The sequence below is a fragment of the Bacillus cereus group sp. Bc061 genome, from assembly GCF_027715825.1.
Taxonomy (GTDB): domain Bacteria; phylum Bacillota; class Bacilli; order Bacillales; family Bacillaceae_G; genus Bacillus_A; species Bacillus_A paranthracis.
Window position 1 is genome coordinate 68,334 of record NZ_JAQFTZ010000008.1, and the last position, 16,004, is coordinate 84,337.

The window sequence follows — 16,004 nt, forward strand, 5'->3', positions numbered from 1 at the left end:
AATACGCCATGATACAATATAAATATACTAACCCACAAAAAGGAAACTGCACTTTCTTATACTCCTTAGACTACATACCTTTAGCTACTCTTTATATTTTCTACATACATAGAATTCAATTTTAAAACTTGTACTAAAAAATAAATTGGAGGTCTACCTATTATGGAACTATACAAAAAATTAACAACAACATTCATCCTCTTATTTATCGCTTCCATCACTGTCGGCTTTTCTCTAAAAGGCGCAATTCCATACGCTACATTAGTAAGTATTATATGCGCCACGCTATTTTTATTAAGCAGTGCATTTTGTGCGGGCAAAGCACGTCAAATGAAAGGTTGATTTCACATGTTTCAAAAAAAGCCAACTGTTTGTAAATCATGCCAAAAAGAAATACAAACATATGAAAAAGCATGGATTCATATGCCGCTTCCGGCAAATGGCATGACGAATATGAAAAAGTATATTGAGCTAGATGGAGAAGTATATTGCAAATCATGCATTCAAATTGTAAATAAAACGAAATAAAAAAAAGCTTTGCGCTCACCGCGCAAAGCTTTTTTTCATATATTATAGACCAGCTTGCTCTTTTAAAGCTGCAGCTTTGTCTGTACGTTCCCATGATAGATCTACATCAGTACGTCCGAAGTGGCCGTAAGCTGCTGTTTGTTTGTAAATTGGGCGACGTAAGTCTAGCATTTTAATAATACCAGCTGGGCGAAGATCGAAGTTGTTACGAACTAGTTCTACTAATACGTCTTCAGATACTTTACCAGTGCCGAATGTATCAACTGAAATTGATACTGGTTGTGCTACACCGATTGCGTATGCAAGTTGTACTTCTGCTTTCTCAGCAAGACCAGCTGCTACGATATTTTTCGCAACATAACGAGCTGCATATGCTGCAGAACGGTCAACTTTTGTTGCATCTTTACCAGAGAATGCACCGCCACCGTGGCGAGCGTATCCACCGTAAGTATCAACGATGATTTTACGTCCTGTTAAACCAGCATCACCTTGTGGTCCACCAATTACGAAGCGGCCAGTTGGGTTAATGAAGAATTTTGTTTCTCCATCGATTAATTCTGCTGGTACTACAGCTTTAATTACGTGCTCTTTTAAGTCGCGATCGATTTCTTCCCATGTAACATCTGGGTGATGTTGTGTAGAAATTACGATAGTATCAACACGTACTGGTTTACCATTTTCATCATACTCAACTGTAACTTGCGTTTTTCCATCCGGACGTAGGTATGATAATGTATCATCTTTACGTACTTCAGTTAAACGGCGAGCTAATTTGTGAGCAAGCGAGATTGGAAGTGGCATTAACTCTTGTGTTTCATTACATGCGAAACCAAACATTAAACCTTGGTCTCCTGCACCAATTGCCTCAATCTCAGCGTCAGTCATTTGACCTTCGCGTGCTTCTAGCGCTTGGTCAACACCCATAGCGATGTCAGCAGATTGCTCATCGATAGATGTTAAAACTGCACAAGTTTCTGCATCGAATCCGTATTTTGCGCGTGTGTAACCAATGCCTTGAATTGTTTCACGAACGATTTTTGGAATATCTACATAAGTAGAAGTCGTAATTTCCCCCGCTACCAATACTAAACCAGTTGTTACAGTTGTTTCACAAGCTACACGTGCATTTGCGTCTTTTGATAAGATCGCATCTAAAATTGAATCAGAAATTTGGTCACAAATTTTATCTGGATGTCCTTCAGTTACAGACTCAGATGTGAACAGATGACGTTTTTTTGTCATGTGGTAAACCTCCCTACAGTAATTGTATATATTGTACGGAACTCATCCTTAATTTGCCACAGATTGCGACATACATTTATTCTCCCACACAAGCATACAGAAAAACCTTTCCTACATAATAGAGAGGAAAGGTTTAATTTGCTACTTGCATACTGCTTTTTGCCCTTCGCTCTTATCGTTCGAGACCTGTAGCCTCGCACAGGTTTTAGCACCTATTCACTTGTGTTTACCAATACAAGTGAGGTTGCTGGGCTTCATCGGGCCTGTCCCTCCGCCAGCTCGGGATAAGAGAGTATCCGTCCCAACCTATACTAAAGAAATGATATTCATTTGTCAATTAATATTCACATTTTCGTGAAAGTTTTTCTCAATGCGCCTAAAATGAAATATTAATAAGGAAATAATGTATTCACACAAACAAAAAGAAATAAATAGTATACATTATTTATATAATTGTGTTATACTCTTGTTGGGGATTACGAGAAATATTTCATTAAATGAAAAGGATGGTATATAAATATGAGTACTGTGAATGTCCAAATTGGTTTACACGAATTATTGAACGGAAGCAATGCACAGATTCAACTAAGTGTTCCGCAATTAGTGGAAAAAGTATTAATGCGAAATGAAGGGAAATTAACTTCGACTGGTGCCGTTTCTGCTTCAACTGGAAAATATACAGGACGTTCTCCTAAAGATAAATTTATTGTGAAAGAAGCATCGGTTGCTGACAAAATTGCTTGGGGAGCAGTGAACCAACCGATTTCTGAAGAACATTTTAATAAATTATATACGAAAGTTTTAGAATACTTAAAAGAGAAAGAAGAGTTATTCGTCTTCAAAGGATTTGCAGGCGCTGACCGCAATTACCGCCTACCAATTCAAGTTATTAATGAATATGCATGGCACAATTTATTTGTACATCAACTATTCATTCGTCCAACTGAAGAAGAATTAACAACTCATGAATCAGAGTTCACAATTGTTTCTGCACCGAATTTCAAAGCTGATCCAGCTGTTGACGGTACAAACTCTGAAGCATTCATTATGGTTTCATTCGAAAAACGTATCGTACTAATTGGTGGTACAGAATACGCTGGAGAAATGAAAAAATCAATCTTCTCTATTATGAACTTCTTATTACCTGAACAAGATATCCTTTCTATGCATTGCTCTGCAAACGTAGGTGAAGAAGGCGATGTAGCATTATTCTTCGGTTTATCTGGAACAGGTAAAACAACATTATCTGCTGATCCAAACCGTAAATTAATCGGTGATGATGAGCACGGTTGGTCTGATAACGGTGTATTCAATATTGAAGGCGGTTGCTACGCGAAATGTGTAAACCTTTCTCACGAGAAAGAACCACAAATTTTCGATGCAATCACATTTGGATCTGTTTTAGAAAACGTTATCATTAATGACCAAACGCGTATCGCAGACTATAACGATACTACTTTAACAGAAAATACTCGTGCTGCATACCCTATGCATGCGATTGACAATATCGTACTGCCAAGTGTTGCAGGACACCCAAATACAATTATCTTCTTAACTGCTGATGCATCTGGCGTATTGCCTCCAATCAGTAAGTTATCAAAAGAACAAGCTATGTATCACTTCTTAAGTGGTTACACTAGTAAACTAGCAGGAACAGAGCGCGGTGTTACATCTCCGCAAGCAACATTCTCAACTTGCTTCGGTTCACCATTCTTACCACTTGATGCATCTCGCTATGCTGAAATGCTTGGTGAAAAAATTGAGAAACACGATGCGAAAGTATTCTTAGTAAACACTGGCTGGACTGGTGGCGAATACGGCGTTGGTAAACGTATGAACTTAGGTTACACTCGTGCAATGATTCAAGCAGCATTAAGCGGTGAACTTGCGAAAACTGAAACAGCTAAACATGACATCTTCGGTCTTGAAGTTCCACTTCACGTACCAGGTGTACCTGACGAAGTGTTAATGCCTGAACAAACTTGGGCTGATAAAGCTGCTTATAAAGCAAAAGCAATCGAACTTGCAAATGAATTCAAAGCTAACTTCAAAAAGTTCGACAGCGTATCTGAAGACATTATTAACTTAGGCGGCCCAATCGCTTAAGCGCAAACTTTCTGTTGGAATAACCCTTTACTCATATGAATAAGTGTCGTGTAACCGTAAAGTTTCGCGTACTCACCGACAAAACCCAATGCGGCTTAACGGTTACACACACTTACATAAAAAAGAAGCTTACGTTTTTTACGTAAGCTTCTTTCTATATCTTATATAAAGTAAAACGTTACTCTCTTCATCTGTGACTTCGTTTGTTATTTTACAGAATTTTCACTTTATATTTACTTATTTTTAGTTTTTCATGATATAATTTACATATATAGGAAGGGGTGAAACCTATGAAAAATTTTTCTCGTACAGGAAAAATTTTATTCAGTTATGGAGCGATTCAAATGTTTTGGGGACTTGTAATGCTTAACGTTAATTTATTTGAGCATACAAGTGAAACGATAAAATATATTATTCTAATTACCGGAATAGTTTTTTGTATTATATCCAACTTTTTTAAAGAACATAAAAGTCATACTAATACGTAATTTCATGTTAACTTATCGGAAGCAAAAACCTGTATTTTATGCAATGTTTCGCTTCCTGTTGTACTATTCATCGCTGGATTCCTTATTCTAGGGTAAATTCATTTTTACACATACAACTTACGGATTCGAACATATAAATTACATCCCTCTAGTTTCACAACGTATGGAGCTAAAAAAGGATTTAAACGCTTCTATCCCTCGCTAGATCCTCTATTCCATCTAAAAAGAGGCTTTTTATCTTTTTGTTAGTTCCTTTTCATCTTTCATACTATAATAACCTAAGTTCACAACGATTAAAAAATAACCGCCCATAATCCCTACTGCAAATGCCCACATTACCATATGGTGCTCAATTTCGTACATAATAATAGCGCCTAAAATAGCAGCCGCAAAACGATTAAACATACCGAGCGTCGGCGCTTTCGTTTTCTTTACGATACTATCTCCAAGCTTCTCAATTCGTCTCCCTAAAAGCCAAACGCAATACATACTTACGATAAGTCCAATTCCTGCACCTAAAAAATGTGCTGAAAACGGCGTTACCATCCAGCCTAGTAAAAGAATACCTAGTATATAATACGATTGAATTTTAAACGACCTTAATGACATACTAATCATGATGTTCTCCTCTTCCGTAATTTTTATCTATCCAACAATAAATTTTTTCAAGTCTATACTACTTACATTCATTTCACTCAAATTAAAAACAACATAAACGGTATGTTTATGTTGTTTAAATATTTTTAGAAAATAATATTATACAAGATTTCAAAGATCATCCCCCCATAATTTGTGACGTTTTTTCAAACATTTTTCGTCCATTTATGAAAAAATTGATATCAATCTATGAACATACGGATATGATGTAATAAGTACACAAATAAAGGGGGCGTCTAATGATTTATTTTTTAATGGCTCTCATTCACCTCATTATCCCTGCACTTATTGGACTTTCATTGTATTGGTACACGAAGAACCATAGTATTTTCTACGCTGTCCTCGGTGTCCTTCTTCCGGGTATTATTCTTATTACACTCTTCCGTATTCCATTTTTAAACTTAATTCCACTTATTACTGCGATCTTATTTCTCATCTTCTTACCAAAAATAAAAAAATAGGAAAGCAGATCATAGGTGATCTGTTTTCCTATTTTGATATAGGTTCCCCCGCAGTAGAATGCACTTTTACTTTCTCCGATTTCACAAACCATAAACCGAAGAAAATAATAATTCCACCGATTATTTGTTGAAACGATACGTATTCATTTGCCCATACAGTTGCAAATAAAACAGCTACAAGTGGCGTTATATACATATATACCATCGTATGTGATGCTCCAATTTTTTGAACACCAACATACCACATTACTAAACCAAATACTGTTACAAAGAAAATAGAATATAGTAAAGCGAATAGTGTTATTCCATGTGTAATATGAAATGGCATTATAAATACGTATGGTCCACTTAAAAGCAAGAGTGGAATCGCGCCAACTAGTGCTGACCATGCGGTAACACGTAGCGCTGAATATTTTTTAATTAATGGGCTTGCTAAAACAGGATAAAGCCCCCAACATATTGATGTAATGAGTCCAATCCCATTCCCGTAAAAAGAACTAGCCAGTGAATGCCCTGCTACTAAAACTAAGGCTGCACCACAAAAGGCAATAATCGAACCGATAAGCTTTCGAGAAGAAAACTTTTCTTGTTTTAAGATAATCGCAAATACAGTTGTAAAAATAGGTGAAATAGAAATGAGTAAAGAGGCATTTGTAGCGGATGTATATTTAACAGTTTCCATAAATAACGTTTGATACAGTACAATACCTACAACGCTAACGATGATTAATCTAGGTATATCTTTTCTCTCCATATAAACCGACTTTTCAATAAAAAATGTAAGGAGTAACATAAGCGGTGCCGCCGATATCATCCGAAGTGCAGTAAACTCAATTGCTGTAAATTCTAAAAGTCCATATTTCGCAATCGTAAAATTAATCCCCCAAATAATAACGACTGCTAAAATTAATAACTCAATTCCCCATCTTCTCATGCGTATCCCCTCCGCAAATAAGATTATACAGAAAATTCAATCACATGTACATTTCATTATGTGAAAAAATCTTTTTATTGTATGAAACGTTTTGGGGCATGAAATTATATCAGCGATTTTCTGAATATATCAGCGCAACTCTGATTATATCGGCGCTACTCGAATTATATCAGCGATTTTTTAAATATATCGACTTATCAACAAAAAACGACAAGAATAGCGACTTATACAATAAAAAAGGTGGTTCCAAAATACGTTTTGGAACCACCTTTTCTTTACTACACTCGAACGTGTAACTTCATATTTGGATTATAAAATTGGCTCGGGCTCTTCAGCTGAAACGTCCCTCCACCTTCATGCCAATCAACTGTTAATTTATCATCCATAAATACAAGCTTTGTGCGATCTGCGATAAAATTCATTGTGCTAGATTCGATATCCACATCGCGCTCATCTTTTTCTGCTACAGCTACTAAATCGATAATTCCGCTCATTACACAACCGCAACCTTCATTATCGTAAAATAACTTTATATATTTCGCTTCATTTGGAATCGTATCCATAATCTTTTTATATGCTGCTTCTGTTACAGTAACGTACATACTCTAATCTTCATCCTCTCTTCTCGTATCCTTCATATATTGTACCACCATTTTTCTTTAAAAATATATACAGAAAATTACGAACAATATACAATGTATGTAGTAAAGGAGGTTGTATCACTCATGCTCAAATTACTGCGATACCCCATCTTCCTAGGTCTACTCGGTAGCTTTTTTATTTCTAGCGGTATGATATTACAACATATACTTCCTTATTCTCCTTCTATTGGTTGGATTTTAGGTTTTATTTGTTTCCTAACCGCTTCTTATTTCGCTGTGAAGAACAAAAACATCTAATTAGTTCAAGGAGGATAACATAACATGCCAGCTTTAAAAGAAATAGAACAATCACTCAATCATTTGTTCCAAATCAAAAAATATGGAAAAGATAGTGCCTTTAGTCGATTTATCCCATCTGTATATGATCCTATCCACTTTCCGTGGCAACAATTTTTCGAAACCAATTTTGTAGAGCTATTTAACGGTCTTATGATACGAGGAGCTGAAACTGTAAATAAAGTATTTTTAGCTGTTTTTCCTACAAATGACGTTCTTGAAACATTCATTTCACAGTCCACATCTGGTGATTTACTTTTTATGCACCACCCACTTGTAATGGAATGCGGTGATCCGCTTGGAAAATCAGGTCGTGGTTTTATTCCAATACCTGAAAAATATTTGCAAGCGATAAAAGAAAAACAACTTTCTATATATACATGTCACGGACCAATGGATATTCATCAAACGCATGGAACGAGCATTTCAATTGCAAAATCTTTACATGCTCATGTAGTTGACGGCTTTGCATATGAAGGTCCAGAACAAGAGCCAGTTGGCCTTATTTGTGAAATAGATGAAACATCCACAGAAGCACTCCAAAAGCGTCTCAAAAATCTCTTCCATATTCCTTATACAGACTTCGAAGGTAAACAACATGATTCTATCAAAAAAATTGCAATTATTGCAGGATGTGGTGATGTCGTGTCTCTCATGAAAGAAGCAGAAGCAAAAGGTGCTGAAGCATATATTACTGGGGAAATCCATTGCCATATCGACAATGATTACGGTAAACAGAAATACTCGCTCATTATGGATTACGTAAAAGAAACGAATATGTCACTCATCGGTGTATCACACTCTGCCTCTGAATATTTAGTGAAAGAAACATTGATGTATGATTGGTTTAAAGAGAATTTTGAAGTGGATGTTACTTTGGTTCCACAGGAAAAATGGTGGTTATAAATTTTTAAAGAGATAGCTAAATTAGCTATCTCTTTTTACTAAACTTAAAATAGAAAAAAATTCGATATACAATACACTTTCACCCTACTGTTAAAATCTAAACACACAATACAATCAACCACACAAAAATATAGAATTCCTAATATACATATAGTAGTTCTATTTTAAAAACTAGATTTTCAAAATATAGAAAGGAGAACATACATGTACCCACGTAATTGTTTTAGTTGCGATGGCAGACGCCCCAGTGGTTCTAACGGGAATACTGGACCCACTGGAAACACCGGATCTACCGGTATCACCGGACCCACTGGAAGCACTGGAAACACCGGCATCACCGGACCTACCGGCATCACTGGACCTTCTGGCATCACCGGACCTACCGGCATCACTGGGCCCACTGGAGCTACCGGCGCTACTGGGGGTACAGGAGCTGGCTTACAAAGTACTACCGCCTTTAGTCTTGCAGCCGCTCCCAACTATAAAGCCGGACAAGTTGTTACTTATACGAGCAGCGGCTATGTTGTAAAAAAGGATGCACCTCAAGGATTTCCTAATGTCTCTTCAGATTATATCGTATTAGTAGAAAGTGGGGCTACTGGACCCACTGGTATCACTGGATCTACCGGGAATACTGGGCCTGCCGGGATTACTGGATCTACCGGGAACACTGGACCTACTGGGAGTACCGGATCTACTGGCATCACTGGACCTGCTGGTAACACCGGATCTACCGGAAGCACTGGACCCACTGGTAACACTGGACCTGCCGGAAACACCGGATCTACCGGAAGCACCGGACCCACTGGAAGCACCGGCATCACCGGACCCACTGGCTCCGCTGGTAGTTCTTCAGCAAAAAGTATTGTGTTCCAAGGAACAAATGCTGGTTTTCAACGTATAGCGGGTTCTCCTGGAATTGACTCTAATGTTATTCCATATGTCACGGCTGGATCTGGTAGTATAGTTGGTTTTGCTGCATCTATAAATGTAAATAACTTACCTGCTGCTGTTTATACGATTGATATTTGTAGGAATGTCCCCACAAACCTCACTGCCCCTATCTCTAGTTACATTCTAACTACTATTACTTTAACTACCACAGACAAAATTACCGGAACTATAGTATTTTCCATTAAACCGACGGATACTGGATCGGGACAAATTCAAGTATTTAATCCTACTCCGGCAGTAGGTCCCGCTACTGTAACTTGGACTAGTATTACAACTGGAAACCTCATTTCAAGAGGAGATGCTATATCCCTTTATATTAACCCTGGAATTACTGCCAGTGCTGTATATTCTGTTTTTCTAATCACAAATATTTAGTTCTCTCTTAAAAGTAATTTATTCAACAGAAAAAGCCCCAATAATTTGGGTTAACAACTAACAAACTCACTATATATTACCATCATAAAAATACCCATATTTTAGATTCAAAATTATATATAATGCACCAATAGTGTAAACACTTCCGGATTTTTATTCACAAAAAAGGGAAATCACTCTCAAATAAATGATTTCCCTTTTTAAAATATATTTTTTATTGTATCGGCAACATAACCTTCACCGTCGTTCCAACCCCAACTTCACTTTCAAAACTTATTTTACCGTTGTGATCTTTAATAATTTTTTCTGTAACTACTAAGCCTAAACCTGTTCCCGTTTCTTTCGTTGTGTAAAAGGCTTCATTTAGCTTCGGGATTTTGTCTTTTGGAATGCCGCAACCTTCATCCTTAACTTGAACAATGATTGCATCTTCTACAGTCACTTTAATCGTAATCGTTCCGCCAACTGACATTGCTTCAATCGCATTTTTAATTAAATTAAAAAACACTTGTTTTAATCGTTTTTCATCGCATGTAATCGATGGTATGTCTTTACTATAAATACCTTGTATGTGCACACCTTGATTTAAAGCAGGCTTCCCCATAACTCGAATAACATAAGCGATAATTTCTTCTATATTATGAACTTCTGATTCTATTGATTTAGATTTCTCAAATCCACTAAGTTCTGTAGCGATTGTATGAATTCGTTCTACTTCTTGTTTCATAATATCACTATATATTTTATCCTCTGGATATTTAACCGCTTGCTTATTTACAAATTTATCTAAATTAGCTAAAGGTCTTTTAATTTTGGAACCAATAACTGTAGCCATTTTCCCAACAGTTGCTAACTTTTCTGTTTGTTGTATTTCTTTATTCATCATCTCAAGCGTACGAACGTAAGATTGGAACCTTACAAACATAATCCAACATATGATAGTAAATACGCTATATAATGCCATCGGGATTAAAACGAGTGATGAGTGAATCATGATTCCTATAAGAGCATATTTTCCAACAAGTATGCTCGGAACTAACCAAAAATATCTTTTATTCACAAAAAGTGGGGCAAATAAAATAAAAAACCCTTCTACTATATTCCCACCATCAAACTCAGTATCACTACCGTAGTAAATCATAATATTATGGATAAAATCTAATATATTATACCCAATTAGAATAATATACTTTACTGCAAATGGATTTTTCCATTTCATAAAGTATATTCCAATGCAAAATAAAACCACCATCAGAAAATAAAGCCATAAACCTAAACCATCTTCAAATTGTCCTACTCCTTCTTGCTCTCCTCCTATTAAAGGTACAATAAATTCGTAGGCAAGATCGTATACAAAAAATATAATGAAAAATAAACTTAAATATATTTTCAGCGCCTTCATTTCTTCATTTTTAAATATACCGTCTTTATTCATATGGTAACTCCTAGCTTTTCTCTCAATTGGATTTCATTATTTCCACACTTTTTTGGAAGAATAATATCTATTCTCGTTCCCTTATCTCTTTCACTTGAAATATGTAACGTACCAAGGTGTTCGTTGACAATTCGATCTGCTACCGTAAGTCCCAAACCAATCTTATCCTGTTTTGTTGTATAAAAAGCTTCTGTAACACGAGCCACATTCTCTTTCTTAATACCGTAACCATTATCGATTACACTTAGCATTACATAATCTTGTCCTTTATTTTCTAACCGTAACTCTAATGTGCCACCTTGCTCCATTGCCTCCAGAGCATTTTTTATGACATATAGAAAAACTCCTCGCATTTTCCGCTCATCACATTCAATTTCTATCATCTTTTCTTCGATATTAGAAATAAGCTGGATACTAGATTCATTCATTTTTTCTCGAAGAATTGCTACTGCTTGTAATACAATTTCACCTATATTATGTTTTTTATAAATAGAAGGTTTACATGTAGCAACTTCCATCAATTCACTTATCATATTATTCATATTTTCTATTTCAAAAATCATCTGTTTATAAATAGGGTCCTCTTCATGCTTCTCTCGTTGTAATTGCGTAAACCCTTTCAATGAAGCAAGTGGATTTTTAATTTCATGTCCCACTGTCGCTGCCATCTTTCCGATTACTGCTAATTTTTGTGATTCACTAGCAATCTTAATACTTTCCTTTACCGCTGAAAGGTATTGTATAAATCGATTTAAAATGATGTATGCTGCTATTAATACGAGTGTATACATAATGAGGAACATAAATCCTTTTACTTCTTTTAATACAAATAAGTAAATTACATATTTCCCTACAATAGTTGAAAGTACAAACACAAAATATTTTTTATTTAAAAATATAGGTACAAAGAAGATAAGAATAATTTCTACTATATTTCCCCCATCAAATGCCGCCTCATTATAAAGCATATACGAAAATATGTTAGCAATTTCTATTCCTATGTATGCAAATACACATGCATATTTCACAAAATTCACTTTCTCTTTTTTTATTAAATATACATTTACACCGAGTATTGCAGTTCCGCAAATAACTTGCCATAGTATGCTATGTCCCTTATCCGTTAGTGATTTATTTTCTAATACGATTGCATAGAAAACTTGGTATGAAACAACAATGACGTATAGCACCCACAAAAGGATTTTGGCATTTCTTTCTTCTTCTTTATATGATAGAAAACTTTCTTTCACTTCAACACCCCTTCAACATAATATCTCGAAGAATACCATTTATTATAATAAATGATTTTCTTATACAAACAAAGATAAATCGAACATTTGAGGAAAATCATCCCAAAACTGTGATATTTTCAGACGATATACAATCATAAAAATTATAAACAATAATACGTATATTATGTGGGAGAGATTTTATATAAGCGGCAAAAAATGAAGGAAAGCTTAGTGTCTTAATAGAACAAAATCATACGCTCCTCGCGTATGAATAGGAGGCTCATTCATGTTTGTTACCGTTGAAAAAGATGTGCATATTTTTGTGCAAGACGTTAATCCCGGCCCCGGTAGTAAAACCGTGTTCTTCGTCCATGGCTGGCCTTTAAATCATCAAATGTACCAATATCAGCTCAACGTGTTACCACAACACGGTTTCCGCTGCATCGCTATGGATATACGCGGAAATGGACAATCTGATAAACCATGGACTGGTTACACATACAATCGTTTAGCAGACGATATCGCCATCGTTTTAGAAGCACTTCAAGTCGAAAATGCTACATTAATTGGTTTCTCAGTAGGTGGTGCTCTTTCTATTCGGTACATGTCTCGCTATAATGGTCATCGTATTTCTAAACTTGTATTAGTCGATGCCGTTTCCCCCTCTTTCGTTAAAAATCAAGAATCTCCCTATGGTGTCCCAAAAGAACAAGCAGACACTCTCATTAATCAAATGTATGCCAATATGCCTAAATTTTTAAATGATGTATCTTTATCATTTTTTAATAGAAACTTAGGATCTGCTACGCTAGAATGGTTTTCTTATCTCGGTATGCAGTCTGCTTCTTATGCTCTCATCAAAATATTGCAAGCAGCCGCAAATGAAGATGTAACGAAAGACTTAAGTAAAATTAACGTGCCAACAAAAATATTCCACGGTATTCATGATCAACTTATCCCATACAAAAGCGCTGAACTTACGCAAAAGCGTATTAAAAATTCTCAGTTACATCCTCTCACAAATAGTGGTCACGGCTCTCCAATTGATCAAGCGGATGAATTAAACGAAGAACTTATAAAGTTTTTGCATTCATAAAAAACTATGCCAAATGTATCGATAGGAACGTAGTTTTTAAAAAGGTTAAAATTCACACATTTCTCACAAATCATTCGATAAAACGGTTACATTTTCATTTATACTAAATGTACAGGTAATACTCCCTAAACCCAGCTTGTCTGGTTACCCCGTTAAATACTATAAAAAAGAACTTGTATCGTTATACAAGTTCTTTTTGTTTCTTTTATCCCGCTTTAACGGGCAGTAAGACCCCCACCTCAAAATTCAGCAAAGCAAAGAAGTTAGGTGGGGGTCGGGCTGCCCATAAAAGTCCGATTGGTGAAGGCTAATAATCAGTGGGGGATGAAGAAAACCCCCACTGATTAAAGTTTCACTTTATTTAAAGAGGATATCTTTACTATATTGATTTCCAACAAGTAAATCATACTGAAGCATTTTATATTGCTCTAACATTTCTTTTTGTTTCTTTGTTAAATCATTGATTACTTCTCCATTTTTATCAACTTTTAATTCATCTCTAAGCACCGGTATTTCCTTGTAAAATCCCGATAAAAATTGATAAAATAAAGATTTATTTAATCCTGCATAATCAAAAATAAGATTAGAAAAATAAATTGGACTTACTACACCTAAATTATCATTTGGCATATCAAAGTTTGCGTACATTAATAGCGGCGTTTGGGCCATCGCTAAACGTTCGCTCGGTGTTTTTTCATTCGTTATATACCCATTCTCTTTATAAAAAGATTTATTTGTTCCTAATGATGGAAGATGATCTCCAAAGAATACTAATAATGTAGGTCTATCTAAATTATCTAGTTGCTCTATTAAATATTGAAGGGCCTCATCTGAACGTCTTAACCCTTCTGTATACGTTTCTAATTCTCCCTTTGATTCTTCATTTTCTAGCCCGCTAATTTCTATTAGGTTTTCACCAAATCGGCCCTCTGTAAATGGAAAATGATTTTGCATCGTAACTGCATGAATAAATGTAGGTTGTTTTTGTTTCTCTAACTCAGCAATTATCTCTTTACTCATCGCTAAATCACTAATATAATCTCCATCAACATCTACATTTTCCATCGTATCAGCTGCATTAAATTTATCAAATCCTAACACCTTATATACATCATCACGTTTAAAGAATGTGCGACCAAATGAATGAATTGCACTTGTGTAATACCCTTCTTTTTTCAACGCCGTAGGGATTGATGGAATTTCTTTCTTATTTGTAATAACCTGCTGATATGGTATAGAACCTGGCTTTAACAAACTCATTGAATAACTCGTTAATGCCTCAAATTCAACGTTCGCCGTATTTCCCCCAAATGTAGGAGAAATAGTTTGTCCACCAGGAAAGTTTTCTATATAATGATGTAAATTTGGTACAGGATCTTCACTAAAAGAAAGGTTAGTTGCTTTCGTCGGATCCCAAAACGATTCACTCATTACAAAAATAATATTCGGTTTCTCTTTTTTCTTTTGGCTCCCTATATTTCCACTATATTGTTTTTTTATATCGTTTGCTATTTGAAGCATATTTTCTTTAGAATAATTTTTTGGTTTTTCCATAACTGTTGTATCTAAATTGCTAATAAACCCAAGTACAAAACCATTTGAAGCATAGTTCTCATTTTGATCCCACAAAACAAAATCTACACCTGATTTTTGAAATACTTTATTCATAAATGTGTTCGCAAAATTACCGTACGCATATAGAACAAAAATAGATCCTACTACTAATAAGGCTCTTATTCCTAGATGAGTCTTTACATTTTGAATATACCTTCTCATATATATCCCTGCTACAATACAAGCCACGATACTTAAGATAATGACAAAAATATAACTCCAGCTAAAATAGTCCATCACCATCGGTATAACAGATTGCATATGCATAATTTGTGTGAAATCAGAAGGATACAGCGGATCACCTCTAAAAATAAGCTTTAAATAATTCACAATACCTAAAATGACTAACGTACAGCTCGTTAAAATCATACTTAGAAAAACCTTGCCTATTAAATTATAAACAAGAATGTATATTGCATAAATTACTACAAAACTTAATATAAACTGCATGTTATACAAGTAAATCCAATTCATTGCCTCTATGAAACTCATATTAACTTGCATGACAATATAAAATAACGCTACTGTATGAGCTAGTAAAAATAATACAAAATGCACTCGTAGGGATGCCCTAAGTGTAGACATCTCTTTTTTATTAAAATGTGAAATATAAAATGTTATGCCCCATATGAAAATCATCATAACAATTAAAACAAGATTTTGATTTAAATGAGCTTTCATTATGTCTAAATTAAAAACCTTTAAAAGCATAAACAGCATAGTTATTACTAATAAAGTCACCATACTACTTATAATGCTAGAAATTAATATATTTCTTTTTGGAAGATCAAAAAGTGTAGAGCCATACTTCAATTCATTCCCTCGTTTCTATGTCTTAATTTCCCCCGCATCGAAAGAACTATTTCTATTAAAATAACATATATGACATATTTCGTCTGCATAGTTGATTCTATCATAAATGTATTGTCTTAATATTCCCTTAGTAAACAGTTAAATTATGGCATACAAATTACTCATTCTTGAAAAACTTAATTTCAGCATTCCACTTTATGATATAATAACTATGTTTTGGAAATC

At 35.0% G+C, this 16,004-nt stretch carries 17 protein-coding genes and 1 riboswitch; of the genes, 9 read left to right on the forward strand and 8 right to left on the reverse strand.

Features of this window, described 5'->3' with window-relative positions; all coding sequences use genetic code 11:
- Positions 1 to 162 precede the first annotated feature (162 nt).
- Together PDQ40_RS21370 and PDQ40_RS21375 are read left to right on the forward strand one after the other, a co-directional pair.
- Entirely contained in the window at positions 163 to 342 is a 180-nt protein-coding gene (locus tag PDQ40_RS21370; RefSeq protein WP_000424795.1) for a hypothetical protein, read from the forward strand.
- 6 nt (positions 343 to 348) lie between these two features.
- Positions 349 to 528 (forward strand): hypothetical protein, encoded by a 180-nt coding sequence (locus PDQ40_RS21375; protein ID WP_000486790.1) that lies wholly within the window; start codon positions 349 to 351, stop codon positions 526 to 528.
- 42 nt (positions 529 to 570) lie between these two features.
- Here the strand turns inward: PDQ40_RS21375 and metK are convergent, their stop codons facing one another.
- Entirely contained in the window at positions 571 to 1,770 is a 1,200-nt protein-coding gene (metK, locus tag PDQ40_RS21380) for a methionine adenosyltransferase (protein WP_000163115.1), read from the reverse strand.
- A 169-nt stretch (positions 1,771 to 1,939) separates the two neighbouring features.
- Positions 1,940 to 2,061, reverse strand: a riboswitch (SAM riboswitch).
- A 228-nt stretch (positions 2,062 to 2,289) separates the two neighbouring features.
- Between metK and pckA the strand changes: the two genes are divergently transcribed.
- Positions 2,290 to 3,876 (forward strand): phosphoenolpyruvate carboxykinase (ATP), encoded by a 1,587-nt coding sequence (pckA, locus tag PDQ40_RS21385; RefSeq protein ID WP_000108804.1) that lies wholly within the window; start codon positions 2,290 to 2,292, stop codon positions 3,874 to 3,876.
- Positions 3,877 to 4,166: 290 nt separating this feature from the next.
- Entirely contained in the window at positions 4,167 to 4,364 is a 198-nt protein-coding gene (locus PDQ40_RS21390; RefSeq protein ID WP_000788116.1) for a hypothetical protein, read from the forward strand.
- A 234-nt stretch (positions 4,365 to 4,598) separates the two neighbouring features.
- Here PDQ40_RS21390 and PDQ40_RS21395 read toward each other — a convergent pair whose 3' ends face one another.
- Positions 4,599 to 4,982 carry an ATP synthase subunit I gene (locus PDQ40_RS21395; protein WP_000624930.1) on the reverse strand — a complete coding sequence of 128 codons (384 nt, stop codon included), beginning with the start codon at positions 4,980 to 4,982 and terminating at the stop codon, positions 4,599 to 4,601.
- Between the two features lie 278 nt (positions 4,983 to 5,260).
- Between PDQ40_RS21395 and PDQ40_RS21400 the strand changes: the two genes are divergently transcribed.
- Positions 5,261 to 5,482 carry a hypothetical protein gene (locus tag PDQ40_RS21400; RefSeq protein WP_000639042.1) on the forward strand — a complete coding sequence of 74 codons (222 nt, stop codon included), beginning with the start codon at positions 5,261 to 5,263 and terminating at the stop codon, positions 5,480 to 5,482.
- 28 nt (positions 5,483 to 5,510) lie between these two features.
- Here the strand turns inward: PDQ40_RS21400 and PDQ40_RS21405 are convergent, their stop codons facing one another.
- Both PDQ40_RS21405 and PDQ40_RS21410 read right to left on the reverse strand, forming a co-directional pair.
- Entirely contained in the window at positions 5,511 to 6,416 is a 906-nt protein-coding gene (locus PDQ40_RS21405) for a DMT family transporter (RefSeq protein WP_101218747.1), read from the reverse strand.
- 278 nt (positions 6,417 to 6,694) lie between these two features.
- Entirely contained in the window at positions 6,695 to 7,018 is a 324-nt protein-coding gene (locus PDQ40_RS21410; protein WP_000289565.1) for an iron-sulfur cluster biosynthesis family protein, read from the reverse strand.
- 123 nt (positions 7,019 to 7,141) lie between these two features.
- Between PDQ40_RS21410 and PDQ40_RS21415 the strand changes: the two genes are divergently transcribed.
- Positions 7,142 to 7,315, forward strand: coding sequence for a hypothetical protein (locus PDQ40_RS21415; RefSeq protein ID WP_000916136.1), 174 nt, complete (start codon positions 7,142 to 7,144; stop codon positions 7,313 to 7,315).
- Between the two features lie 24 nt (positions 7,316 to 7,339).
- Positions 7,340 to 8,260, forward strand: coding sequence for a Nif3-like dinuclear metal center hexameric protein (locus PDQ40_RS21420; RefSeq protein ID WP_046198241.1), 921 nt, complete (start codon positions 7,340 to 7,342; stop codon positions 8,258 to 8,260).
- A gap of 179 nt (positions 8,261 to 8,439) precedes the next feature.
- Here the strand turns inward: PDQ40_RS21420 and PDQ40_RS28255 are convergent, their stop codons facing one another.
- The gene (locus PDQ40_RS28255; RefSeq protein WP_442866583.1) at positions 8,440 to 8,598 is read right to left on the reverse strand and encodes a hypothetical protein; all 159 of its coding nucleotides are present in this window, start codon (positions 8,596 to 8,598) and stop codon (positions 8,440 to 8,442) included.
- Positions 8,599 to 8,647: 49 nt separating this feature from the next.
- On the opposite strand from PDQ40_RS28255, the gene PDQ40_RS21425 reads away from it, so the two are divergent.
- Positions 8,648 to 9,589: a collagen-like protein gene (locus PDQ40_RS21425; protein ID WP_442866582.1), complete on the forward strand. Its 942-nt coding sequence runs from the start codon at positions 8,648 to 8,650 to the stop codon at positions 9,587 to 9,589.
- Between the two features lie 214 nt (positions 9,590 to 9,803).
- On the opposite strand, the gene PDQ40_RS21430 is transcribed toward PDQ40_RS21425, so the two are convergent.
- Complete coding sequence (locus tag PDQ40_RS21430; protein WP_048557028.1) at positions 9,804 to 11,024, reverse strand: ATP-binding protein; 1,221 nt, start codon at positions 11,022 to 11,024, stop codon at positions 9,804 to 9,806.
- Positions 11,021 to 12,274, reverse strand: coding sequence for an ATP-binding protein (locus PDQ40_RS21435; RefSeq protein ID WP_074531935.1), 1,254 nt, complete (start codon positions 12,272 to 12,274; stop codon positions 11,021 to 11,023). Before PDQ40_RS21435 ends, PDQ40_RS21430 begins: the two co-directional genes overlap by 4 nt.
- A 268-nt stretch (positions 12,275 to 12,542) precedes the next feature.
- Here PDQ40_RS21435 and PDQ40_RS21440 point away from each other — a divergent pair, with 268 nt between their 5' ends.
- Positions 12,543 to 13,352: an alpha/beta fold hydrolase gene (locus tag PDQ40_RS21440; protein WP_000498295.1), complete on the forward strand. Its 810-nt coding sequence runs from the start codon at positions 12,543 to 12,545 to the stop codon at positions 13,350 to 13,352.
- A 357-nt stretch (positions 13,353 to 13,709) separates the two neighbouring features.
- On the opposite strand, the gene PDQ40_RS21445 is transcribed toward PDQ40_RS21440, so the two are convergent.
- On the reverse strand, positions 13,710 to 15,779 hold the full coding sequence (locus PDQ40_RS21445; RefSeq protein WP_000873612.1) for an LTA synthase family protein: 2,070 nt from the start codon (positions 15,777 to 15,779) through the stop codon (positions 13,710 to 13,712).
- Positions 15,780 to 16,004 lie beyond the last annotated feature (225 nt).

Bases quoted from the DNA above. Each gene is read 5' to 3' on its own strand.
- PDQ40_RS21420 (WP_046198241.1), top strand. From the start codon at position 7,340: ATGCCAGCTTTAAAAGAAATAGAACAATCACTCAATCATTTGTTCCAA.
- PDQ40_RS21410 (WP_000289565.1), bottom strand. From the start codon at position 7,018: ATGTACGTTACTGTAACAGAAGCAGCATATAAAAAGATTATGGATACG.
- PDQ40_RS21440 (WP_000498295.1), top strand. From the start codon at position 12,543: ATGTTTGTTACCGTTGAAAAAGATGTGCATATTTTTGTGCAAGACGTT.
- PDQ40_RS21430 (WP_048557028.1), bottom strand. From the start codon at position 11,024: ATGAATAAAGACGGTATATTTAAAAATGAAGAAATGAAGGCGCTGAAA.
- PDQ40_RS21370 (WP_000424795.1), top strand. From the start codon at position 163: ATGGAACTATACAAAAAATTAACAACAACATTCATCCTCTTATTTATC.
- PDQ40_RS21395 (WP_000624930.1), bottom strand. From the start codon at position 4,982: ATGATTAGTATGTCATTAAGGTCGTTTAAAATTCAATCGTATTATATA.
- PDQ40_RS21400 (WP_000639042.1), top strand. From the start codon at position 5,261: ATGATTTATTTTTTAATGGCTCTCATTCACCTCATTATCCCTGCACTT.
- PDQ40_RS21375 (WP_000486790.1), top strand. From the start codon at position 349: ATGTTTCAAAAAAAGCCAACTGTTTGTAAATCATGCCAAAAAGAAATA.
- pckA (WP_000108804.1), top strand. From the start codon at position 2,290: ATGAGTACTGTGAATGTCCAAATTGGTTTACACGAATTATTGAACGGA.
- PDQ40_RS21415 (WP_000916136.1), top strand. From the start codon at position 7,142: ATGCTCAAATTACTGCGATACCCCATCTTCCTAGGTCTACTCGGTAGC.
- PDQ40_RS21405 (WP_101218747.1), bottom strand. From the start codon at position 6,416: ATGAGAAGATGGGGAATTGAGTTATTAATTTTAGCAGTCGTTATTATT.
- metK (WP_000163115.1), bottom strand. From the start codon at position 1,770: ATGACAAAAAAACGTCATCTGTTCACATCTGAGTCTGTAACTGAAGGA.
- PDQ40_RS21390 (WP_000788116.1), top strand. From the start codon at position 4,167: ATGAAAAATTTTTCTCGTACAGGAAAAATTTTATTCAGTTATGGAGCG.